At 63.1% G+C, this 23,220-nt stretch carries 16 protein-coding genes, 1 tRNA gene and 3 pseudogenes; 9 read left to right on the forward strand and 11 right to left on the reverse strand.

Annotated elements, in window-relative coordinates; translation table 11 throughout:
• Nucleotides 1–4 precede the first annotated feature (4 nt).
• From BF95_RS05440 to BF95_RS05450, 3 genes are all read left to right on the forward strand, one after another.
• Nucleotides 5–1,282, forward strand: coding sequence for a YiiX/YebB-like N1pC/P60 family cysteine hydrolase (locus BF95_RS05440; RefSeq protein WP_043149878.1), 1,278 nt, complete (start codon nt 5–7; stop codon nt 1,280–1,282).
• A 741-nt stretch (nt 1,283–2,023) separates the two neighbouring features.
• The gene (locus BF95_RS05445) at nt 2,024–2,515 is read left to right on the forward strand and encodes a DUF736 domain-containing protein (protein ID WP_043149995.1); all 492 of its coding nucleotides are present in this window, start codon (nt 2,024–2,026) and stop codon (nt 2,513–2,515) included.
• A gap of 80 nt (nt 2,516–2,595) precedes the next feature.
• Nucleotides 2,596–3,609, forward strand: a complete 1,014-nt coding sequence (locus BF95_RS05450; protein WP_043149879.1) for a DUF2493 domain-containing protein — start codon at nt 2,596–2,598, stop codon at nt 3,607–3,609.
• A gap of 151 nt (nt 3,610–3,760) precedes the next feature.
• Here BF95_RS05450 and BF95_RS05455 read toward each other — a convergent pair whose 3' ends face one another.
• The gene (locus BF95_RS05455) at nt 3,761–4,117 is read right to left on the reverse strand and encodes a hypothetical protein (RefSeq protein ID WP_043149880.1); all 357 of its coding nucleotides are present in this window, start codon (nt 4,115–4,117) and stop codon (nt 3,761–3,763) included.
• A 466-nt stretch (nt 4,118–4,583) separates the two neighbouring features.
• Here BF95_RS05455 and BF95_RS05460 point away from each other — a divergent pair, with 466 nt between their 5' ends.
• The 5 genes and pseudogenes from BF95_RS05460 to BF95_RS28780 all read left to right on the forward strand — a co-directional run bounded on the left by BF95_RS05460 (nt 4,584) and on the right by BF95_RS28780 (nt 11,234).
• Nucleotides 4,584–4,886: a hypothetical protein gene (locus BF95_RS05460; RefSeq protein ID WP_043149881.1), complete on the forward strand. Its 303-nt coding sequence runs from the start codon at nt 4,584–4,586 to the stop codon at nt 4,884–4,886.
• A pseudogene (locus BF95_RS05465) lies at nt 4,883–6,926 on the forward strand (type IV secretion system DNA-binding domain-containing protein). The gene BF95_RS05460 and the pseudogene BF95_RS05465 overlap by 4 nt, the downstream one beginning before the upstream one ends.
• Nucleotides 6,923–9,898, forward strand: coding sequence for a MobF family relaxase (mobF, locus tag BF95_RS05470; protein WP_043149882.1), 2,976 nt, complete (start codon nt 6,923–6,925; stop codon nt 9,896–9,898). The pseudogene BF95_RS05465 and the gene mobF overlap by 4 nt, the downstream one beginning before the upstream one ends.
• Complete coding sequence (locus BF95_RS05475) at nt 9,888–10,436, forward strand: restriction endonuclease (protein ID WP_043149883.1); 549 nt, start codon at nt 9,888–9,890, stop codon at nt 10,434–10,436. The genes mobF and BF95_RS05475 overlap by 11 nt, the downstream gene beginning before the upstream one ends.
• 666 nt (nt 10,437–11,102) lie before the next feature.
• Nucleotides 11,103–11,234, forward strand: coding sequence for a helix-turn-helix domain-containing protein (locus tag BF95_RS28780; RefSeq protein WP_268747147.1), 132 nt, complete (start codon nt 11,103–11,105; stop codon nt 11,232–11,234).
• A gap of 159 nt (nt 11,235–11,393) precedes the next feature.
• On the opposite strand, the gene BF95_RS05485 is transcribed toward BF95_RS28780, so the two are convergent.
• The 6 genes and pseudogenes from BF95_RS05485 to BF95_RS05510 form a co-directional block, all read right to left on the reverse strand.
• A tRNA-Lys gene (locus BF95_RS05485) sits at nt 11,394–11,469 on the reverse strand.
• A gap of 146 nt (nt 11,470–11,615) precedes the next feature.
• Nucleotides 11,616–12,728: a rod shape-determining protein RodA gene (rodA, locus tag BF95_RS05490; RefSeq protein WP_043149886.1), complete on the reverse strand. Its 1,113-nt coding sequence runs from the start codon at nt 12,726–12,728 to the stop codon at nt 11,616–11,618.
• Nucleotides 12,725–14,763: pseudogene (mrdA, locus tag BF95_RS05495) on the reverse strand (penicillin-binding protein 2). The gene rodA and the pseudogene mrdA overlap by 4 nt, the downstream one beginning before the upstream one ends.
• Nucleotides 14,760–15,287, reverse strand: a complete 528-nt coding sequence (gene mreD, locus BF95_RS05500; RefSeq protein ID WP_043149887.1) for a rod shape-determining protein MreD — start codon at nt 15,285–15,287, stop codon at nt 14,760–14,762. Before mreD ends, mrdA begins: the two are co-directional and overlap by 4 nt.
• Nucleotides 15,284–16,201: a rod shape-determining protein MreC gene (mreC, locus tag BF95_RS05505; protein WP_043149889.1), complete on the reverse strand. Its 918-nt coding sequence runs from the start codon at nt 16,199–16,201 to the stop codon at nt 15,284–15,286. The genes mreD and mreC overlap by 4 nt, the downstream gene beginning before the upstream one ends.
• Nucleotides 16,202–16,232: 31 nt before the next feature.
• Nucleotides 16,233–17,279 carry a rod shape-determining protein gene (locus BF95_RS05510; RefSeq protein WP_043149890.1) on the reverse strand — a complete coding sequence of 349 codons (1,047 nt, stop codon included), beginning with the start codon at nt 17,277–17,279 and terminating at the stop codon, nt 16,233–16,235.
• Nucleotides 17,280–17,439: 160 nt separating this feature from the next.
• Between BF95_RS05510 and mutL the strand changes: the two genes are divergently transcribed.
• Nucleotides 17,440–19,224: a DNA mismatch repair endonuclease MutL gene (gene mutL, locus BF95_RS05515; protein ID WP_043149892.1), complete on the forward strand. Its 1,785-nt coding sequence runs from the start codon at nt 17,440–17,442 to the stop codon at nt 19,222–19,224.
• A 21-nt stretch (nt 19,225–19,245) separates the two neighbouring features.
• On the opposite strand, the gene BF95_RS05520 is transcribed toward mutL, so the two are convergent.
• From BF95_RS05520 to BF95_RS05535, 4 genes and pseudogenes are all read right to left on the reverse strand, one after another.
• Nucleotides 19,246–19,710, reverse strand: coding sequence for a MaoC family dehydratase (locus BF95_RS05520; RefSeq protein ID WP_043149893.1), 465 nt, complete (start codon nt 19,708–19,710; stop codon nt 19,246–19,248).
• Between the two features lie 60 nt (nt 19,711–19,770).
• Nucleotides 19,771–21,324: an alkaline phosphatase D family protein gene (locus tag BF95_RS05525; RefSeq protein WP_043149894.1), complete on the reverse strand. Its 1,554-nt coding sequence runs from the start codon at nt 21,322–21,324 to the stop codon at nt 19,771–19,773.
• 21 nt (nt 21,325–21,345) lie between these two features.
• Nucleotides 21,346–22,619 (reverse strand): annotated as a pseudogene (locus tag BF95_RS05530) (alkaline phosphatase family protein).
• A 68-nt stretch (nt 22,620–22,687) separates the two neighbouring features.
• Nucleotides 22,688–23,218: a DNA-deoxyinosine glycosylase gene (locus BF95_RS05535; RefSeq protein ID WP_043149998.1), complete on the reverse strand. Its 531-nt coding sequence runs from the start codon at nt 23,216–23,218 to the stop codon at nt 22,688–22,690.
• Between the last annotated feature and the right edge of the window lie 2 nt (nt 23,219–23,220).

Here is a 23,220-nt window from a genome sequence, read left to right on the forward strand (position 1 = left end):
CCCCATGCCTGACGAACAGACCCGCCGCATCAAGGTCGAACTGCTCATGCCGGGCGACATCATCCTCACCGCGTCCCGCGGCAAGGTGAGCAAGGCCATCCGCCTCGCCACCAAGGGGCAGGTATCTCACGCCATGATCTGCGTCCAGCACGGCTCGATCGTCGACTCAACCGATGACGGCGTGCAGGCGCACAATATCCAGCGCGAGCTTTACGGGCCGGACGATCATGTCACCGTACTCCGCCTTCGCTTGCCCCCGAGCGACCTTCAGCTTGGCATCATCATCGATTTCGCGCGCTCCGAAATCGGCACACGCTACTCCAAGAGCGAAGCGGTGCGATCGGTCCTGAGCGGTCCCAAGCCAAGGACACGGCAACTCTTCTGCTCGCGCCTTGTCGTCCGGGCGTTCGCCGGCGCGGGCATCCACCTCGTGGCCGACGCCGACTATTGCACGCCCGAGCAGATCCGGCGCAGTCCGCTTCTCGCCGAGCTTCCGGTCATGACCGAGGTGGTGTCATCAGCCGAGCTGGCGGCGTGGGCCAAGCGCCCGAACCCGATCGCCGACATGCAGGAGGTCCAGAACCGCATATTGACCGCCGCGCGGCGGCTCGATCCATCGGTCGAGAACTTCAGCGACCTCGACCAGCTTGTGCAAGACCATCCGGAATGGGACGAGGAGATCGCCCGTGTCTATCGGGAGAGCGGCTATCTCGACCTTTGGCGAGCCGACTTCGCGATCAACCCGTGGCATTACGATCTCGACCATATGGAGGAGAGCGCCGGACCTCACCCCGATCAGGGCCTCCTCGAATATTGCATCAGCACCGTTCGGGAATTCCACACCGGTGGCCTGCGCTTCGCCGTCAATCTCCTTCACTACCAGCGTGCTCTGGAGGCGAACCGCCGGAAGACCACTGCGCAACTCGTAATGCTCTACCAACAGCTCGTGGTAAACGACCAGACACGGCGCGACGTTGCTCTCGCCTGGCTGAAGCGGCACCACCCCGAGGAAGCCGCTCGCCATTTGCAGCGCATTCCGCCGCACTCGGATCTGTGGTTCTCGATCGTGGACCGCGTGGAGCCCCGGCTTGGCGCCATCTCGCGCATCTCCATCCAGCGTATGGGGTCACCGGATGTCTGTTCGGCATGCGGCGATCCGGCCGACGACTATCGCCTCGTGAACGCAGCCGAGGCAATGCCCGGGGTGCCGTCGCTCAGGCTTTGCAGCGATTGTGTGCGCATTCGACGCGGCGGTGGCGAAATCCTTGAACCGATCACATGACCGCAGCGAGGTTCGCAATGGCCGACAGTCGTGGCCGGGGTGGGCGGATGCGCGCCCGAGGCGGGCACCGGGCTCTATCTCCACTACGCTCCGACCAAGCCCCCTTGCGGGGTCTTGTCCGCTTCGCGGTAACGATCCCTTCCGCGGGTGCGCGCGGCATGTGAGGCGCTTCCCTCTCGACCGAAGGGTCCGGCCGCACGACGACCGCAATGCAGGCTTCGCCTAAGGAATCGCGCTAGTCGCGCGATGCGGATCGTGGAGCCAGCCCGACCGCATCGCCCCCTTCGCCGCCCTCGCAGGATCCGTGCGTTGCAGGACGGGTTTCGTCCGCAAGAATTGCGTCGGGACAAAGCTACGCTAGGCGAAAAGGGGCCGGCGATGTTTGTCTGTTTTCAACAGAAGCGCCGGCCCCTTTTCGCCAAGCTTCGCTAGAGCCCCTCCCGTGCTTCTTGCGGACAAGAGCCCCGCCCTGCGCCTTCGGACCTGCGAGGGCGGCTCCGGGTGCGATGACGATCGAGCCGGCCCACGCTCCCTTTCCATTCAAGCGGAACCGACCGCTGCGCGGCCGGTGCGTCTTCGTCATTTGTGGGCCGCTGACGCGGCCGTCTGTGCTCGGGCTCACCAGGCACGATGAAAATCTGTCAATAAATCAATAACATGGAAGTAATGGAGGGGAGGGAGTAGGGTTTGTATGCGGCCGGGAAAGAAAAACGGCCCGCACCCAAGAGAAAGGATGAAGTCATGAAGATCGGTAGCTTCAAATTCGACGAGCGCGCCAGCGACATTATCGGCAAGATCGCCACTCGCGAGATGCGCTTTCCCTACCTCATCATGCGCCGTGTCGAGGATCGACAGAGCGACAGCGCCCCCGTCTATGAAATCTACGAGACGAACCGCGCGGGCGACGAAATCCAGATCGGTGTCGTCTGGGAACGCAAGATGCGCTCCAATGACGAGGTGTTCCTGTCCGGCATGGTCGACGATCCGAGTTTCCGCGAGCCGCTCCCCATCGCCTTGTTCGGGGACGAAACGAACGGCTTCGATGTCCAGTGGCGGCGCGAACGCGAGCGCGAGGCGCAGGGCGGCGGCTTCGGCGGGCGCTCCAATGGCGGACAACGACAGGGCGGTTTCGGAGGCCGGTCAGGTGGCGGTTTCTCCGGCGGCAGCACCGCAGGGGCAGGCGGCGAATATACCGGAGGCGGACGCGGCCTTGACGATGAGGTGCCCTTCTAAGCGGCACTAAAGGCGGGCCGGGGGAGCGCTGGAACGCTTCCCCGGTCCTGAACCGTCACCCGACCAAAGGAGTCCATCCCATGAGCAAGCCAACGGCCTTGCGCAGCGTTAGCAGCTTTGCCGACCTGCCGGAACTCTATGCCGAACTCACCGCAACCCCCGATTTCGTGGCGTCGTTCGGCGATCCCTTGCCTCTTACCATTATCGACGCGGGCGAGGAACCCGCCGAACACACCATGCCCAACCCGCTCGCGGCGCAGGCGGAATGCGGCGGGATCATCGCCGCCATTTTCGACCTGCTGGACGATACGCGATTGGACCCGCTTGCGCCGGAACTCGCATGGGGCTTCGTCAACAGCTTTCACTTCGTCGCGAACAAGCTGGAAAGCCGGGAGGACAGGCTGGCCGATACGATCCGCGACATGGCCCGCCGTCTGGAACCGGGCGAGGTGTTCAACAAGGAATTGGAAGACACCCAGCTTGAATGCCAGTCGGTCGCCGAACAGCGCGCGGCAATGGAAGCCATGCGCGACTATGCCGCCGCCATGTTTCGCGCCTATGCCGGTCGCCCTTGGTCTCCGGCCAAAGGCTCGCGCGCATCCCATGTCACCACCGCCAGCCAGATTTCCGCGCTCGACTTCCTGCGCGCACGATCCGAGCGGCGGCGCGATCGCTACGACCCGCAAGGCCCCGTCGTCGTCGTTTCCGGCCCGCAGGACTGGCACGACTGGCGCGTCATCTGGAACAGGCTCGACCAGATCAGGGCGCGCATCCCGCACATGGTGCTTGTCACCACCGGGCAGCGCGCCGGTGTGGACGCCGCCGCCGCCGCATGGGCAGCGCAGCGCGGTGCCGTCTGTATCGCGTTCGGCCTCTATGGACGCGGCAAGGGCAAGGGCTTCAAGCGCAACCGCGACATTGCCGAGCTTATGCCGGTCGAGGCGCTGCTGTGCGAAGGTTCCGGCATCCAGTCGAGCCTCTATGACCTGCTCAACCCGGAGAAGGGCCACCGCGTGCCCACGCATGTTTTCATGAGGACCGATCAGGAACCCGATGTGCCGATCAAGCGCAAGCGCCGCGTCATAGCGGCCTGATCGGACGAACACCGAACGAGAGGGACCGGCGCGGGCCACCGCAGCCGGTCCCTTGTCGTGCTTGTCGCACGAGCGGGGGAAACCCGAACGGTTTCCCCCGCGTCGCTCCTTTTGCCGGGCGTTCCGCCCGCCAACGTCGCTCCCCTTTCCGCTAAGGCTGCACCGTCGCCTGGCTCGCTCCTCCGGCCTCCGATCCGGGCGGCGGCGTGGCGCCGGACTTCCCCCGCGCGGCGGCACCAGTCTTGACCGGCAAACCCCGTGCGGGCGGATCATCGGACGCAGCGGGAAGCGCCTTCAAGGCTGCCAGCGCGGCACCACCGCCGACCCTGATCGCTTGGCCGAGGACATCGCGAAACTCGCGCTCGCTCAGTCTCTCGACCGCTAGCTCCGTCGCGACCTTTCCATATTGCGCCCGCAATACGCGCCGCACCGTCTCGGCTTCTTGCGCGAGGTTGCGCTGGTCGGCCTCGATCTTCGCGAGCCGTTCCCGTTCCGTCATCTTGGGCATGTTTGGACTCCTTCTAGGAAGGAGGTCTGCTCGCCAGTCCCGACTATTCATCAAGGAGCTTTCGCTTGCAACGCCTTCCCGCCAACAGAGCGCAGTCGATCAAGCGCGGCTCCCCTGCCGGGAGGACCCGCGCCGATCGGGATCGACGGGCGCAGCGGGCAAGCGCGCTGCGGGCGAGGGACGCACGCCGGAGGCGGGTGTAATGCACCCCACGCACGGGTGCTGCGGGTGCGAATCGCCCGCATTTCCGCTATTTCCGGCCGGCACAGGATGGCGGCCAATTTGGCACTGATCGGCTGCCACCGGCAGCCAGGCCATGGGAACAACTGACCTAAGCGATTGATCTGCCTTGGCACTTAATGGCTGCCACCGGCAGTTTTGATAAACTGTTGAGATCACGGCGTAAATCGAGTATAACAGCCTCGCTTCACCACGTTGCTGGCGTGCCGGACAAGGAGTCCGCCGCTTGGCACGCATTACTATCCGCATAGACGATGACCTCTATGCGCGCCTTACTGTCCAGGCGCGCAATGCCGGTCTCGGGGCAGCGACCTATTGTCGCGACATCCTCGAACGCTTCGAAGGAAGCGACCCTTCGGGTTATCACGCTCGCTTCGACGAGCTTCATGCGACGGCCATCCAGGCCTTCGCCATCCTTGCCACGTCGGTAGGCGAACGATCGCCTGACATCCTCCAGAAGGGCCTGGGCGAAGCGCGCCGGCTCCTCCGCGAAAGGGGACTGCTCGATCCCGAGCAGGATCGGCCATGAGCATCTTCCGCCACGACACGCTCGGCTCCTGGACTCGGGGCGGACAGGCGATCGTCCATAACGTCCGGATGACTACCCAGGTCTTCTACCAGACCGTCCTTGCAGGGCTCGTTATCTGGATCGGCGGCACCATCTGGTATGCGCTCGAGAAGTCATCCGAATATGAGCGCTTCGTCCTTCTGAAGCTCGGCCAGGCCGCCTTCATGGGAGACGCCGTTCCAGGCAACGTCACTCCAATTCTGTTCAAGACTCCTGAGGGTAAGCAGTACTGGACCAGCCCCAAGGCACTTCTGGATTCCGGTCTCGCCAATAAGACGCTTGCCGCCTTCGAGACCTACCTGATCCACGGCGCCGCCCTTGCCGGTCTGTTCGCCCTCGCCATGCTGGCGTGGGCCTGGTTCTATTTCACCCGGACGGGAAGGGGGCTCGGCTCCAACCAGTTCCTGCGCGGGGCGCGATTCGGCACGGTGCGGCAGGTCCGCCGGGCGCTTTGGCGTCACGCCAAGGGCAGCTTCGAGATCGGCGGCGTCAATGTGCCCGACGCCTTCGAGCCCGAGCACATCCTGATCTGCGGCGCTCCCGGCACGGGGAAAACCAACATCATCGTCAAGATGCTCGACGGCATCCGGAAGCGGAAGCGCCGCGCCATCGTCTATGACACGGCCGGCACCTTCGTGGAGAAATTCTATCGTCCCGGGATCGACGTGCTGCTCAATCCGCTCGACGCCAGGGCGGACTGCTGGTCACCCTGGGTCGATGTCCCGCGGGACTATCATTACGACCAGATCGCCGAGTCCACGATACCCGACAAGGCTGGCGACCCCTTCTGGGCGAAGGCTGCGCGCGGCACGCTAGTCGCCGTCCTGCGGAGCTTGCGCGTCAGGAACGCACCCTTGTGTCGATCCTGCTCGATACGCTGCTGCGCTCCAAATTGAAGGACCTCGCCGCCTTTGCCGCCGGTACCGATGCGGCTGCATTCATCTCGACCGAGGGCGAGCGGACCAGTGCCGGAATCCAGGCCGAGCTCGCCTCCGTCATGCGGAGCTTCTCCTATCTCGACGATACCGCCGATGGGTTCTCGATCCGCGACTGGGTTGCCAACGAAAGGGACGACAGCTGGCTCTTCATCACGGTGAAGGCGGATCAGCTTCCCTCGCTCCGCCCCCTGATCACGGTGTGGCTCGACATCGCCATCAGCGCGATCATGAGTATGACGCCCGATCGCAATCGACGCCTTTATTGCGTCATCGACGAGCTACCGACCCTCCAGCGTCTGCCGTCGCTGGGGGACTTCCTCGCCCGCGCCCGGAAATATGGCGGCTGCGGTATCCTCGGCTTCCAGAGCTATCCTCAGCTCGAGGCAACCTACGGCATCCAGGATGCCGCAGCGATCACCGGGTATTGTTCGACCTGGGTAGCGCTCAGGGCAAACGACACCCCGACGGCGAAGCATGTCAGCGAGAACCTCGGCCAGGTCGAACAGGTCGAAGCCAATGAGGGCATGTCCTACGGCGTGAACGATATGCGCGACGGCGTGAACCTCTCGCGCATGCAGGTGACGCGACCACTGGTAATGCATACCGAGGTCACCAATCTGCCAAACCTGATGGGCTATCTGCGGTTTGGGCGTAACCTTCCCGTGGTCCGGTTCGAGGACGGCTATAACAAGGTCGTTTCTGTCGCCGAGGCATTCGAGGAGCGCGGGACGCCACCCATACGATTGGCCGTTACGGTTCCGCCGATGCCCCCAACTCCGGCGACGCCAGCGGAGCAGGCAAAGCGAAGACAGGTACTACAAAACGGCGCCGGCCCGAACCCAAAGCCCCCAAAGCCGAACTGCCTCTGACACCTCCGCCGGGGGAAGAGGAGGCGCCGGACGACACCTCAAGGGCCGAACCCGCGCCCCCGTCCGATCCGCACCGGGGGGAGGAGCCTGCATCCTCTACGCCGCCACTTGAATTGTTCGGCAAGCCCGCGGGATTTCGCCTGAGTCAGCACGGCCGCCATGGCGGCGCCCGCAACGCGGCGAGGCCGGCATGATCAACCCGATCCGCCTCAAGGGGAAGCCCGCCAACATCGCCAGATATTACACTGTGGGAGACTATTATACGAAAGGCACCGACGAGCATTCCGAATGGGGTGGCAAGGTTGCCGCCGAACTCGGCCTCGAAGGCAAGGTCGATCCAGCCGTTTTCAAGGAATTGCTAGCCGGCAACGTTGACGACCAGCAACTGGGGCGCCGCCGCTCAAACGGCGAAATTCAGCATCATCCCGGCTGGGACTTCGCGGTCAACGCGCCCAAGTCCGTGTCGATCATGGCGCTTGTGGCCGGCGATGACCGGATTGTCCAGGCGCATGAAGAGGCGGTCGGCGTCGCGCTCTCCTATCTCGAGGAGCACGCAACGATGCGCCACCGCGTCAACGGTGAGGTCACCGAGAAAACGACCGGGCGGCTGATCTACGCGCGCTTCACGGAGCATGCGTCGCGCGAGCTTGACCCTCATCTCCATACCCATGTCGTCGTCATGAACATCACCGACGAGCGTGACGGCTCCCTGAAGGTCAGCCTCGAAACGCGAGTGATGTTTGCCGAGCAGATGGCTGCGGGACAGATCTATCGGAACGAACTGGCGCACCTCCTCAAGGAGCTTGGCTATGAAGTCGAGTTCGATCCCCGGCGCGGCCTCTTCGAAATCAAGGGCGTCCGCAAGGATTTGATCACCGACATGTCCCAGCGCGCCGAGCAGATCGACGCGCACGCGAAGGAACATGGCCTGACCGGGCAGGCGGCGCGGCAACAGGCCTTCTACCTCACGCGCGGTCCCAAGCAGAAGGTGTCGCTGGAAGACCTGCATCAGAAATGGGATGTCCGGCTTGGTCTCCATGCCGAGGCGGTAAAAAAGACCAGGACGACCGCAGAGGAGGTCGGGGAGCGCAAGCTCGACGTCGAACCTCAAACGGCGGCGCGAGCGATGCTGTTCGGTATCCGACAATCCGAGGGCAAGGAGGCGGTCAACAACCTCGGACGGTTACTGCAGACGGCTTTAGCCTCCCATGTGGGCGAGGTTCGACTCTCCGACATCCACCCCGTCGCGGAGGAACATCAGGCGCGCGCGAAATTGTTGGAGACCCGGCATCGCACTGGTGACGAAATCCATACGCGCGGACGCACTACCCGAAAGACGGCCCGCCTGGAGCTGGCCTTGTCGGATCATCTTGCGCTTGCCCTCAATGATGCGCGGCCCCTCGCGACGGTCGAAGCCCTCCGTGACGCCGGCATCGCCCGCAATCTCAAGCCCGAGCAAAGAACGGCGCTTCTGCATGTAGGAACTACCCACCACAGGGTTGTCGCCGTGCACGGCGTTGCCGGCTCCGGCAAATCGACGATTATAGGCGCATTGCGCGAGGCGGTCGGGGAAGACGCGACCCTGATCGCACTCGCTCCCACCTCGTCGGCGGCCGCTGAGCTGGGTCAAAAGGCCAATATCGAGTCGCGCACCGTCGCAAGTCTGCTTGCCACCGGCGGAGCAAAGCTCGGCGACAGCCATGTCCTGGTGATTGACGAGGCTGGCCAGCTTGGCAACCGCCAAGCGACCCGGCTGCTCGATATCAGCCGAACCACCGGAGCCCGCCTCATCCTGCTTGGAGACACGCGGCAAACGGGAGCGATCGAGCAGGGCAAGCCCTTCTGGCTGATGATGCGCTTGGGAATGCCAACGGCGGAGCTGAAGGATCCAGTCCGTCAGCAGGACGAGAGGATCATGCAGGCCGTCCGGCTGGCCCGTCTCCAGAACTATGAGGGCTCCCTAAAGGCGCTTGAGGCCGTAACAACCGGAGAGAACACCGAGAAGCTTGCGGAGTGGCTGGTCGCCGACTGGACAAGGCTCAGTCCCGAACAGCGCGCGAAGACCAATATCCTCGTGCTCGATAACGCGAGCCGTCTGATCGTCAACACCAAGGTCCGTGAGACGCTGAAGACCGAAGGCGCCATCGCGGCCGAAGAAGCCCGGCTTTCGATCCTTTCGCCCTCGGGGATGACCGACCAGGAGAAACATTTCGCGCGTTTCTATTCCCGGGGTCAGGTCGTGGTGTTCTCCCGCGACAATGCCAACCTCGGGATCGCCCGCGACGCAGAATACAAGGTGATCGGCATCGGACGCGACGCGCGTGGGCGCCAGACAATCGTCCTGATGGATGAGAATGGCCGGACCATCCAGTGGGACCCTCGCCTGGGTCGGGCCTCCCAGATCAATGTGTTCAGGGAAGAGAATCGCGAACTTGCCGCCGGCGACCGGATCCAGTGGCGTCTGGCTAACCGGGACCTCGACCTCAAGAATGCCGAGCGCGGCACCGTGGAGCGCCTCGACGGCACGCTCGCCACGATTCGTTGGGATCGGGACGGCAGGATCCAGGAGATCGACCTGTCCCGGCACAAGAACTGGGACCATGGCTATGGCGAAACCGTTTATTCCGCGCAGTCCAAGACTTACGATCGGGTCTATGTTCTCGCTCCGGTGAACTCACCGCTGGTCACCGGCCAGAATTACTACACGGCCATCACCCGCGCGAGGTTTGGCGCGAAGCTCTGGACGGAGAACCGGAGGCGGCTGGTCGAAAAGCTGAAACAGCGCTCGGGCGAAAAAACCTCCTCGCTACAGGGCTTGGGGCGGATCGAACGGGACAGTGTGAAGGGCCGGTCGGCCCGCCACGCCGATCGCTGGGACAGACTCCGCGACGAACAACGCGCCGACCGCGAGGAGCGTAAGGACAAGCCGGCGGCGCAACGTGAATCTGCAGAGAGTGCAAAGCCCAGTGGCTTGGCTGAGCGCATCGCCGATCGCGCGTTGTCGGCTGCGTCCTTCATGGACCGGTGGGTCGTATCCCTACTCGACCGAAGTTCCCATCGAGGCGATGACCGGGACGATGGGCGCGCCGCCGCGACGGCGCCCCAGCCGGCTCCCGAACCTGCCCATGCTCCTTCCCAGGATCACGGAGGCGGTCATGATCGCTGATGGGGCCATATGGCTTGTTGTCGTCGGGGCTGTGCTCCTTTTCTGGTTCCTTCGTGGTTTCCGCATTCCGGTCAAACACAGATGGCGACGTCGACAGGCACGCATCATGTGCCGGCAATTGCAGGGCCGCGATCGATCCCAGCCTCCGGCAGTTGTTTTCGCCCGGTTGCGCCGCATGGATCCCTTGGCTTTCGAGGAACTGCTTCTGGAATGTTTTGAGCGTCGCGCGATCGAAGTGGTCCGAAACCAGCGCTACACCGGCGATGGAGGTATTGATGGGAAGGTAAGAATCTGCGGTTGGGTCTGGCTCGCCCAGGCAAAGCGCTACACAGATACGATACGGCCCGAACATGTTGATGCGTTCGCGCAGCTATGTGCCGCAAAGAGTATGCCGGGGCTTTTCATTCACACTGGACGAACCGGACCATCGACCCGAACGCTGCTTAATCGTCATCCTCATATCCAGATCATATCTGGTGACCAGCTTCTTGCCCTCATTCGCGATGAACCCGTCTTGGTCAGGGGGAAGCGCATATGAGACTCCCCATTTCGCGCCCTCGCTGGCGGCCGGGCCCCTATGCCTTGCCGGCGCTCGTAGCGGGCCTCGTCCTACTATCCGGTTCAGCTGTAGCGGACTCTCGTCCGGTCAGGTCTGCCACCGGGGAACGTGAGATCGCCCGATGTATTCAATTCGCGTCGGCGGGCAGATCATGGCTCGAAAAAACGCTCTGGGGTCTGCGTGATCAGGAGGCCGGATGGATCGGTGCTGAGGTTCCGAACAGCAACGGCAGTCACGATCTTGGGCCGCTACAAGTCAATAGCTTCTGGGTGCCAAGACTTGCTACGCTTTCTCAGCGTTCGCCCGCACAGGTACGTGCCTGGTTGATCAACGATCCGTGCTTCAACGTACAGGCTGCCCGGTGGATTTTCCTGTCGGGGTTGGCCGTCACGGGTGATTTTTGGCGGGCGGTTGGAGCCTATCACAGTCCAACGACCTGGCGACAACGACGCTACGCGCTTGCAGTAGCAGGGCATCTGCGACGTCGCTACGGGCCAAACACGTTCCGGGCAGTCGAGCCATGATCTTACCAACACTGATTTTCGACATCATGTCGGCAGGCAGGCATTTGTGAAAAAACTGAATATCGAGAGAATGGCCCAATCCGTAGAGCCATTGGCCGTCCGCATACCCCTTGCGGCCCAAATGTTGGGTATCGGCAAATCGACGCTATACGAGATGATTGCTTCGGGAGAGATTGAGACCATCAAGGTCGGTAGATCGACCCTCGTCCCAACCGATAGTCTGCGCGCATTCCTCGCACGGAGGCGAAAGTAGGTCGGCACAATCGAATCTCGGCTCCGTCCTTGACCATCCTCATCCACCAATGATCACCGTTCCGGTGACACCCATATGGCACCCATAGTGACACCCGGGTGTCAGGAGCCAAAATGGAAACCTGAACCTATCTCTAAGTGGTTGATTTCATTGAAAATATGGTGGACGCACTTGGGCTCGAACCAAGGACCCGCTGATTAAGAGTCAGCTGCTCTACCAACTGAGCTATGCGTCCACACCGGCATCGGACTGTCTAGAAGAGCCAGTGTCCGTTGGCGTGGGCGGGCAATTAGCAGCGTCAGCCGGATTCGCAAACCCTAAATTGCATTGCAGCGCAAAAAGTTGCAGCGATGTGACATTGCCCCAGCGTTGGGGTGCCTATCAGGTCCAGTTTCTATGGCCGCTGCTGCGCCTGTTGCTGCGGTCGATCGCCATGATGATGCCCACGCACAACATGACCGTCAGCATCGACGACCCGCCGTAGGACATGAAGGGTAGAGGAATGCCCACTACGGGTGCCAGACCCATCACCATCATAAGGTTGATTGCGACGTAGAAGAAAATCGTCGTGGTCAGACCCGCCGCGACGAGGCGCGCAAATTTGTCGGGCGTCCGCATCGCCACCCGCAGGCCCCAGCGGAAGAGCAGCATGAAGGCGCCGATCAGCACGATGCCGCCGACCAGCCCCCATTCCTCCGCCATGGTGGCGAAGACGAAATCGGTATGACCTTCGGGCAGATAGTCGAGATGGCTCTGCGAACCCTGAAGGAAGCCTTTGCCCCAGATGCCGCCAGACCCGATCGCGATCTTCGACTGGCTGATATGATAGCCGGCACCCAGCGGATCGCTCTCGGGGTCCATGAAGATCAGGACGCGTTTTTGCTGATAGTCGTGCAAGAAGCTGAAGGCGATCGGGACGATGGCGGCGAGTGTAAGCCCTGCACCCACGAACAGGCGCAGCGGCAGTCCGGCGAGGAACATGACGGTCACGCCGCCGGCCAGGATCATCGTAGCGGTGCCCAGATCGGGCTGGATGAGCACCATCGACCAGGGCAGGCCGATCAGCAGCAGGGCCGGCCAGATCGCGTTCCACCGGCGTATCTCACCGACTGGCAACATCGCGTAAAATTGCGCGACGGCGAGCACGATGATCGGCTTCATGAATTCAGAAGGCTGGAGCAGCATGAAGCCCAGGTTGATCCAGCGCTGGCTACCGCCCCTGACCCCGCCGATCAGTTCGACCAGGACCAGGGCGACCAACACGCCCCCATAGGCTGGAAACGCGAAACGCGAAAACATCTCGACCGGAATGCGGCTGAGCACCAGCGCCATGGCGGAGAAGACGCAGAATCGCACTGTCTGGTTGACTGCCCAAGGGAAGATATTGCCGTCCGCCGCGCTGTAGAGCACCAGCGTACCAAAAGTGGCGATAGCGAGCAGCAAGGCCATAACGCGCCAAGGAAACTGGGTCAGCGGTTGCGGCACGAGGCTCATAATGCGTCGCTCTCGTTGCTCGCAGGCGGGGCGGGGGCTGCTGCCCCATTATCGGGTTCCGCGGCATCGCTGCCATTGGCAGCGGCAGGGGGCGGGACTTCACCCTTTTCGATTGCGCGCGCGAGGCGGAAGGCTGCCATCTGACCCGCCTGCCGCTCGGTCGGCGTGCCGCCCCAGCCTTTTTCCAGCGTTTCCAGCTTCTCCGTCGCCTTTTTGGGGTCGAACAAATAGGAGAGGGTATCGCTTGCGATCATCGGGGCATCCTCGTTGCGGATCATATGGCCGCCATGTTCGATGATGCAGGCGACGGCGTAGCGCGGATTATCGAATGGCGCGAAACCCTGGAACAGGGCATGATCGCGCAGCTTGAAGGCGAGTGATGCATCGCGCCGCACGCCGCCCCTGCGCTCCGCCATCGTGATGCGCCGAACCTGTGCGGTGCCGGTCTTGCCGGCGATCAACACGTCGGGAATGGCCATTCGTGCGGCCCCCCCGGTGCCACCGCCATTCACCACCGCGCTCATGGCATCGCGGATCACCGCCAGATGCTCGTCCGAGGCGCCGACCGAGGCGGGGGCTGGGCGTTTTGCCCCATGGAGGAAGTTGGGCATCAACTGCTTACCCGTTGCCAGCCGCGCGGCCATCACCGCCATCTGGAGTGGATTGATGAGCATATAGCCTTGACCGATGGTGGCATTCACCGTGTCATAGACTTGCCATTTCTGGTTATATTTCTTCTCTTTCCACGCCGGATCCGGCACGGTGCCGTAGCTCTGGCTGGGGAAGGGCAGGTCGAAGCGTTGGCCCATGCCGCATCGCCGCGCCATTTCGGCGATACGGTCCATGCCGACGCGCTGGGCCATTTGATAGAAGTAGATGTCGCAGCTCTGGGCGATCGCGGTTCGCATATTGACCGCACCATGACCACGCCGCTTGTGGCAGTGAAACAACGTGTTGCCGACCCGGATGGCACCAGAACAGCCAATGGTCTCCTGTGGCCCGACACCGGCCTCCAGCAGTGCCAGCGCCACCATCGGTTTGACGGTCGATCCTGGGGGATAAAGCCCCTGCAACGTCTTGTTGCGCAGCGGCACATGGTCGTCCTGCGACAACATCGCCCATTCCAATTGGCTGATGCCGTCGGAAAAGCTGTTGGGATCGAAACTGGGCATCGACGCCATCGCCAGCACGTCGCCATTGGCGCAGTCGATCACCACCACCGACCCGCTCTGGGTCGCGAGACGACGGCCCGCATATTCCTGCAGACCCGCGTCGATCGTCAGCTTGATCGGATTGCCCGGCGTGTCAGGCCGTGTCGTGAGTTCGCGCACGATCTTGCCACGCGCTGTTACCTCTACCCGCTTGGCACCGGGCTTGCCGGTCAGATGCTGGTCGAATGCCTTTTCCAGTCCGTCTTTGCCGACCTTGAACCCCGGGGTGATCAGCAACGGATCACGCCGTTCCTTGTAATCCTCCGCCGTAGCCGGTCCGACATAGCCGAGCAGATGCCCGACCGTCGATCCGGCCGGATAATAGCGCGAAAAGCCTGGCTGGGCGCTACGCCCGGCAGGTCGGGCAGGCGGACGCTGACGGCGGCATATTGTTCATAGGTCAGCTTGTCGGATACCTGGACAGGACGGAATCGCGCTGATTTATCGAGTTCCTCGCGAATACGCTCGACCTCGTCCGACTCCAGGCTCAGCAATTGGGCCAAGTGGCGGATCGTGCCTTCGGCGTCGACCACCCGCTGCGGGATCAGATCGACACGAAAATCGGTGCGATTATTGGCGAGCGGACGGCCATTGCGATCGATGATCCAACCCCGACGCGGCGGAATGAGCGTCAGGTTGACCCGATTGCTTTCCGACAGCATCGCATATTTTTCATTCTCCGCGACGCTGATCCACGCCATGCGCGCCGCCAGCATGGCACCGAAGCCACCCTGGATCGCGCCCAATACCATCGTCCGTCGGGAAAAGGTGAAGGTCTGGCTGGCTTCGGTCAGGCTCTTGCGCTTGAGCAAGGGAAATTTCATGCCATCACGCGCCAGCGATCGATCCGGGCACATTGCCGGACGATGAAGGGAAATAATAATATCGTCCAGAGCATTTGCGGCGCGACCAACAACAACCTCACTTCGCCGCCACCTGTAATCCGCGCAAAAAACAGACCGGTGGCGATGCAGAAGATAATAGCGATAGCCGCAATTAGCCAGTCCTGCCGATAACTGCGCCACACCATGCGATGTTCGACGGTATCGATCACCATCAATGTAACTGTCCACAGGAACATGGCCGATCCGATCGGCTGGCCGCTGACCATGTCGTCAAACAGGCCGAGCGGCAGGCCGATCCAGGCCCGCCACAATTCCGGGCGCAGCAAGCGCCAGGACAGCAGGAGCAGCAGGCCAAAGGGCGGCATGACCGGCGACTGGGCGATCAGCGGCAAGGCGCTGGCCAGCGATCCGATCATCACGGTTATGACGGGTGTGCCGACCAATCGGAAGCGCGAGGGGTGCTTGCCAAGGCGCGACACATGGCGAAGATGACGGTCGATCATGGCATGGCCATATTGCTGGGTGCGGCGTCCTCCGTCGATAGTCCTTCGTCGGCGGGATCGGGGCGAGTCACGACATCCTCGAACGGCCGTTCGACGACCACCGCATCGACGCGCGACGGGTTGGCGAGGGGGAAGCCCCAGGCGATCTCGCCCTGGACCCGCACGACCACGGCGACCGGGATATTGGGTTGATAGATGCCACCAATGCCGGATGTGACCAGCAGGTCGCCCGGCTTGAACGGATTGCGCCCGGCGGACAGCGCGCGGATCTCGACCGATCCGTCACCGGCACCGGTGGAGATGGCCGGAACGCTGTCATTGGCGCGGCGCACCGGCACGATATTGCCGGTGTCGGTCAGCAGCAGCACTTCGGCAGTGTTGGGGGTGGTGCTATGGACGCGGCCGATCAGCCCTTCGGCCGCGCGCACTGGCATGCCAGGCCGGACGCTTTGCCAGCGGCCGGCATTGAGGCGCGCGAAGCGACGCGCGCTGGTCGATGAAGAGCTGATGAGCCGTGCGGTCAACAGGCTGCTCTGATCGGCATCGACCAGGCGCAGCAGCTTCTTGAGCCGGGCGTTTTCTTGCGCGACCGCCTTCGCCTCGATGATGCGATTGCGATCGGCCTCGACTTGGCGACGCAGCGCGACATTCTGCGAACCGGCCCGCCAATAGGCAGCCAGCACTTCGTCCACAGAACTGACGCCACTGACCATATTGCGCAGGCCCGACGAGAGCGGTCGTGTCAATTCCGCCGTGACCGCGCGCAACCCGGCAAAACCGGTGGGATCGAATATAGCGACAACGATGAGTAACAGCGCCGCAGCCGCGCCGCCGATCGCCACGACATAGCCGAAGAACAGGCTATATTGCGCCCTTCGGTTGATTCCGGGGCGTAGGCTGGGTGGCCGCGCCATCTACGCGTCCCTTTCGGTCAAGCCCTTTGAATCAGGCGGTTTGCAAGACGCCTCGGAACATCGGATCCTCCATCGCGCGGCCGGTGCCGATCGCGACGCAGGTCAGCGGATCTTCGGCAATCGTCACTGGCAGGCCGGTTTCGTCGCGCAATTCATCGTCCAGCCCCTTGAGCAGCGCGCCGCCGCCGGTCAGGACGATGCCCTGATCGACAATATCGGCCGCCAGTTCGGGGGCAGTATTTTCAAGCGCGATCCGCACGCCTTCCACGATCGTGCTGATCGGTTCAGCCAGTGCGTCGGCGATCTGACCCTGGTTGATCGAGATTTCCTTCGGCACGCCGTTCACCAGATCGCGACCCTTGATATGGATCGTCTCACCCACACCATCGGCGGGCGACTGGGCGATGCCATATTGCTTCTTGATCCGCTCTGCCGTGGCTTCGCCGATCAGCAGATTATGGTGACGGCGCACGAAGGAGACGATCGCTTCGTCCATCTTGTCGCCGCCCACGCGGACGCTGGTGGTGTAGGCGAGGCCACGCAGCGACAGCACGGCGACTTCGGTCGTGCCGCCGCCGATATCGACCACCATCGAACCGATCGGCTCGGTCACCGGCATGTCGGCGCCGATCGCGGCGGCCATCGGCTCCTCGATCAGGAACACCTGGCGCGCGCCGGCATTGCTGGCGGCGTCGCGAATGGCGCGGCGCTCGACGCTGGTCGAACCCGACGGTACGCAGATCACGATTTCAGGCGCGCGCCAGGGGCTGTGCTTGCCGCCATGAACCTTGGTGATGAAATGCTTGATCATCTGTTCGGCGACGTCGATGTCGGCGATCACACCGTCGCGTAAGGGCCGGATGGCCTCGATCGAATCCGGGGTCTTGCCCATCATAAGCTTGGCATCGACGCCCACCGCTTTCACCCGCTTGACGCCGTTCAGCGTCTCGACCGCCACCACAGATGGTTCGTTCAGCACTATGCCGCGACCGCGCACATAGACCACCGTATTGGCGGTGCCCAAATCGATGGCCATATCCTGCGAGGAGAATTTGAAGAGACGCGAGAAGATCGACATGCCTTATCCTGTATCGCCCGCCGTCCCCACGACGCGACTGGGGGACCGGTCGGAAAGCTGTTCCATCTGCCTGTATGTCCGTCGCTTCTTGCGCCTTGCAGTGCAAAAAAATCGGGATCGCGGCTCGCGGAAAGCGCTCGCTTGGGCTAGTCCCTAATCAATGTCAATACGCCGCCTACCCGAACATCTGGTCAATCGTATCGCTGCCGGTGAGGTGGTCGAAAGACCCGCCAGCGCGCTCAAGGAAATCGTCGAAAACGCTTTGGATGCGGGTGCGACTCGGCTGGCCATCCGCCTGTCGGGTGGCGGGCTGGACCGGATCGAGGTGAGCGACGATGGCTGCGGCATGGATTCGGCGGACATGGCGCTGGCGCTCGAACGCCATGCCACGTCGAAGATGCCCGACGACGATGCCATTGAAAATGTGGCCACTCTGGGTTTCCGGGGCGAGGCGCTGCCCTCGATCGCCAGCGTCGCCCGGCTGACAATCGACAGCCGGGTGGCGGGTGCGGACGGATGGAGCCGCACCGTCGATAATGGCCAATTGGTGGCCGAAGGGCCAGCGGCGCTGCCCCCCGGCACGCGCGTCACCGTGGAGCAGCTATTCGCCAAAGTGCCCGCCCGACGCAAATTCCTGCGCTCGGCCAAGGCGGAATATGCTGCCTGTCTCGACATCATCCGCCGTCTTGCCATGGCCCATCCTGCCGTCGCTTTCGCGCTGGAACATGATGGCCGCCGGACGCTGGGCGTGCAGGCGGGCGAGGCGCGGGAGGAACGGGTGGCCGCGCTGACCGACCGCGCGCTGGCGGATAATCATGTGATCGTCAGCCTGGAACGAGAAGGCGTGCGCCTGTCGGGCGTCGCCTCTATCCCCACCTACAATCGGGGCGTGGGCGATCATCAATATCTGTTCGTCAATGGGCGGCCGGTGAAGGACCGGTTGCTGATCGGCGCGCTGCGCGGGGCTTATGCCGACATGCTGGCGCGGGATCGGCATCCCGTGGTCGCCTTGTTCCTTGACGTGCCGCCACTCGACGTGGACGTCAATGTCCACCCCGCCAAAACCGAGGTGCGCTTCCGCGATCCTACGATGATCCGGGGCATGATCGTTTCCGGTTTGCGCCGTGCGCTGGATGCGGAGGGCTTTCGTGCCGTCCAGAACGCCGATCCTGCCGCATTATCCGCCTGGCGTGCCGAGCCGGTGTCGCCGACACCGATCGGCGCGATGCCGATCTTCGAGGCGGCTTCGGTCAACTATAATCCCCTGGCTTCATCCTCCTTCGGCGACCGACGGTCGAGTTTCCTGACCCCGCCACCCCAAGCCCGCGCCGAACCGGCCGCTGCCCCGGCGCCTGAAGGGCAGAGCTTCCCGCTCGGCGTTGCGCGCGGCCAGGTCGCTCGCACCTATATTGTCGCGGAGGCGGAGGATGGCCTCGTTATCGTCGATCAGCATGCCGCGCATGAGCGGCTGACGCTGGAACGGATGCGCCGGGCAATGGAAGGGCAGGGGGTTGCCAGCCAGGCGCTGTTGCTGCCCGAAGTTGTGGAACTGGAAGAACCAGCCTGCGACCGTCTGGAAGGCCGTGCGGCGGAACTGCGCGACTTCGGACTGGAACTGGAGCGCTTTGGCCCTTCGGCGATGCTGGTCCGCGCGGTCCCGGCGATGCTGGGCCAGTCGGACGTGCAGGGACTGGTCACCGACCTCGCCGATGACCTCGCCGCCTATGACAGCGCTTTGTCGCTGAAAGAACGGCTCGACCTCGTCGCCGCAACAATGGCCTGCCACGGATCGGTCCGCGCTGGCCGCGTGCTGAGCGTCGCGGAAATGAACGCGCTGCTCAGAGAGATGGAAGTGACGCCGCGATCGGGCCAGTGCAACCATGGAAGGCCGACTTGGGTGAAGCTGGGTCATGGCGATATCGAGAAGCTATTTGGCAGAAAGTGATCCGAAGAAGTCAGTCCGCAATCACACCGGCCTTGTGCGCCACATGGCGATCGGGATCATGGTCAGCACGGGCTGATCGTCCTGGTTGAGGATCGTCACCTTGCTGCGCACGATCCCCATTTCCGGGCGGCTTTGCGAGGCTTTCTTGTCGATCACTTCGCTTGTCCCGCGCAGCGTGTCGTCGGGGCGTAGCGGGCGGAGCCAGCGCAGTTCATCGACGCCGATCGCGCCGAGGCTCGCCGCCTGTCGCCCCGGATTCTTCTGCATCTCGGTCACGAACATCTTCATGAACAGCGCGGTGGTGTGCCACCCGCTGGCCGACAAGGTGGCGAAATGGGTGGTCGCCGCTGCCTCGTCGGACAGGTGGAAAGGCTGGGCGTCGAACTCGGTGGCGAAGGCGATCGTTTCCTCGCGGCTGACCGTCAGCGGCCCGAAGGCGAAGCTGTCGCCGATTTCAATGTCCTCGAAATAGAGAATGTCATCCATCGCCACGCCTATCCTTTTGCAACGGATGCGCTTCTACCACGCCTTACGTTTACGTCAATGTCAGCTGATCTGGAGCGAGGGTTGCCCGCGCGGGACGGTCATGGTCGCGCGCGTGCTGATCGCGCCGCCCGGCGTCGACACCTGATCCATCACGCGCGCCTGCGTCGTCCAGGCATCCGGGGTCACTTCGCAGACCAGATAGCCGCGCTGATCATTGATGAATTTGAGCTCCGCGTTATTCTTCAGCATGATGTCGCTGCCGGTGCGCAGGTTCGACCCGTCGCCACCCGACGAGATGGAGGTGGACACGAACTCGACCGCCACGGTCTTATCGCCATTGTCCAGCAGTCCCGCAAAATTCTGATGCTCGTCGCCGGTCAGCACCACGACATTGTCGAGCCCGCGCATCTTTGCGAGCAGCCGGTTGCGCTGCGCCGTATAGGCGGCCCAGGTGTCGATATTGTAGATTTTCTGGGTCTCGTCAGCATAGCGGCGGCGGTCGAGCGACATCATCATGATCTGCTGCGCCACGCAATTCCACTTCGTCTGGCCGCGCGTCATGTTGCGGACCAGCCAGCTTTCTTCCTCGGCGGAAATGACCATCGCCTTGCTATCGTCGATGCCGGGGCAATAGGGTTTGAACCCATCGTCGCACGGCTGATCGGTGCGGAAGGAGCGGGTGTCGAGAAAGTCGATAGACAGCAGATCGCCGAACCGCGCTTCGCGATAGGCGTTGGTGATGAGGCCGTTGCGCGGCATCATCGCCGCGCGCACCGGCATAAATTCATACCAGGCCTGCAACCCGGCCTGGCGGCGTAGGCGGAAGATTTCGGGCGAGGCGGTGCCCTTGCCGGCGATATCCTGAACCCAATTATTCTCGATCTCATGATCGTCGAACGTCGGGAACCATGTGTGCTTGGCGCGTGCTGCCTGCAGGTCGTAATCGCTTAGATATTGGGCATAACGCAGCCGATAATCGACAATGTCGATGCAATCCTGGCCGATATGCTGGCGCACCTGCGCCTCCGGCAGCCCATCCTTGTCATAGTTCGGTCCGCGCTTCTTATATTCGTAGATGAAGTCGCCATAATGATAGACGAAATTCAGGTCATCCTCGCGCGCCAGATGGCGGAAGGCGGTGAACAGGCCGTCCTCATAATTCTGACACCCGGCCACGCCGAATTTCAACGCCTTGGGACTGGCTGAGGCGAGCGGCAACGTCCGTGCCCGGCCGCGCGGGGACTGGTCGCCTGCCAGGGCGAAGCGATACCAATAGGGCCGGTCAGGCTGCAATCCTGCCACCTCGACATGAACGCTATGGGCGAGTTCGGGCCGTGCGGTCGCTTCGCCAGACGCCACGATGGTCTTGAAGCGATCGTCGCTGGCCACTTCCCACTTCACCGGCAGCGGCACCGTCGGCATCCCGCCATGCGGCTCGAACGGGCGGGGCGCCAGCTTGGTCCAGATGACAAAGCCATCGGCCGCCGGGTCGCCCGAGGTCACTCCCAGCGAAAACGGATAGCCCGCATACCAGCTTTGCGCCTTCAGCAAAGCGGGCGCGCCGATGGCGGGTGCAGTGGCGGCGGCGGTCAATATCTGGCGGCGGGTCAGCATGGCAAATGTCCTGAAGGGATGTCAGTGTGCGAGGATGGGGGCAAGCGCGGCCGGATCACCGTCACCGGGCACCGGCGCGATGCCGATCAGGCGCGCGAGCAGGGGATAGACATCGACATTGGCGAAATCGCGCTTCGGCTTGTTGCCTGCCGCGAAGGCCGGGCCGTGCGCGATGAACAATGCGCGCATTTCCGGTGCCTGATCGTCCCAGCCATGGCTGCCGCCGGTTATGGCGTAGGTCGGCGTGGTCGGCTGAATCTCCCACCCGGTTTCGCCCAGGCAGAAATAGGGCGGGATGCGCCGATGGGTGCCATAATGGAAACGGGCGGGCATGGCTTCCTTGCGCCAGCATTGCATATGGGCGTGGGGCTTGAGCAGAGCGGCTTCCAGCGCCTTTTCGCGTCCCGGCTGTGCCGCCAGCGTGGCATAAGGACCGGATTCGACAACGCGATAATCGGCCGGATCAGCGATCTTGTCCAATATCACCACCCGGTCGCTGGCGCTGGCGGCCATGCCGTGATCGGACAGGATGACGAGATCGGCGGGCTGCCCCATAGTCTTCAGACCGTCGATCAGGTCACGAATATGGCCGTCCACCTCTGTTGCCGCGCGCGCGGTTTCCGGTGCATCCGGTCCATAAATATGACCGGCCGTATCAACGATGTCGAAATAGAGGGTGACGAAGCGCGGGCGGATGGCGGCCGGGCGGCGAAGGACGTCCAGCACCATGTTGACGCGCTGGGTGCCACTGACCTGCTGATTGAACTGCGCCCAGTCGCTCGGCCGGGTGCCACCGTCGAGCGTATAGGGCCATTGCTGCATCCGCGTGCTACCCCAGGCTACGTTCGAGCCGGGCCAGAACATGGTCGCCGTCCGCACTCCGGCCTTTTCCGCCGTCACCCAGATTGGCTCCGCCTCATTCCACCAATAGGGATCATCGCTCGCCATGGTGAAGCGTTCATCGGGGCGGGTAACGTCCTCCATGCTGTTGGCGACGATGCCATTATTGTCGGGCCGCTTGCCGGTCACGACGGTCCAGTGATTGGGGAAGGTCTTGGTAGGAAAGGAGGGGCGCATGGGCGCTTCGACGCCGCCTGCTGCCAGGCTGATAGAACAGGCGTCACGCCCCGTTCCAGATAATCCGGGCGAAAACCATCGATCGACACCAATATGGTGATCGGCGCGCGCACTTCAGCCTGCGCAGCGACGGGCGGACGTTGTTCGACCGAAGCGCAGGCTCCCAGCGCCCCGGACAGGGTGAGGCAAAGGGCAACGGCTATCGAACGGGGGATCATGGCGACTCTATGATTAGGGGCTTTTGAAGCATGGCGCTTAGCAGGGATGCTATGACGGTAAAGTGACACTAAGCGGCAGGTGGGGCAATCCACGACCGCAGGGCGGCCCAGCGCTCGGCCTTTTGCGCGCGCGATAGGCTGGCATAGGCGCCGCTGGACGAGGGGAGGTCGATCAGCGTCAGGCCCGGCCGGTCGCCCAACTGCCGCCGCCCTTGCGTGGCTGCGGTCTTGCCGTTGAAGCCGATCGCCGCAAGCGACGGCAGCCGGGCGACGAACGCCCCCAGATCGCGGACTTCCGGAGCGCGAATGGCCCCGTCCAGGCTTCCCTCACGCTGCGCGCTTTCGATCACATCCCATAGGCCGACGCTCCGCGCTCGCAATCGCTTGAGCCGCATGGCATAGGGTTGGCCGCGCAAATCCTCGTCCAGCACATCGCCCATCAGCATCCAGAAGGCGTTGCCGCGATGGGCATAATATTCCCCCTGCCGGATCGATGCATCGCCGGGCAGGCTGCCCAGAATCAACAGCCGGGTGTCCGCATCGACGCTGGGCGGGAAGGCGGCCTTGCGCTGCGCAGGCGATTGGCCGGGGCGCAGCACCA

The organism is Sphingobium sp. Ant17, from assembly GCF_000588875.1.
Classification (GTDB): domain Bacteria; phylum Pseudomonadota; class Alphaproteobacteria; order Sphingomonadales; family Sphingomonadaceae; genus Sphingobium.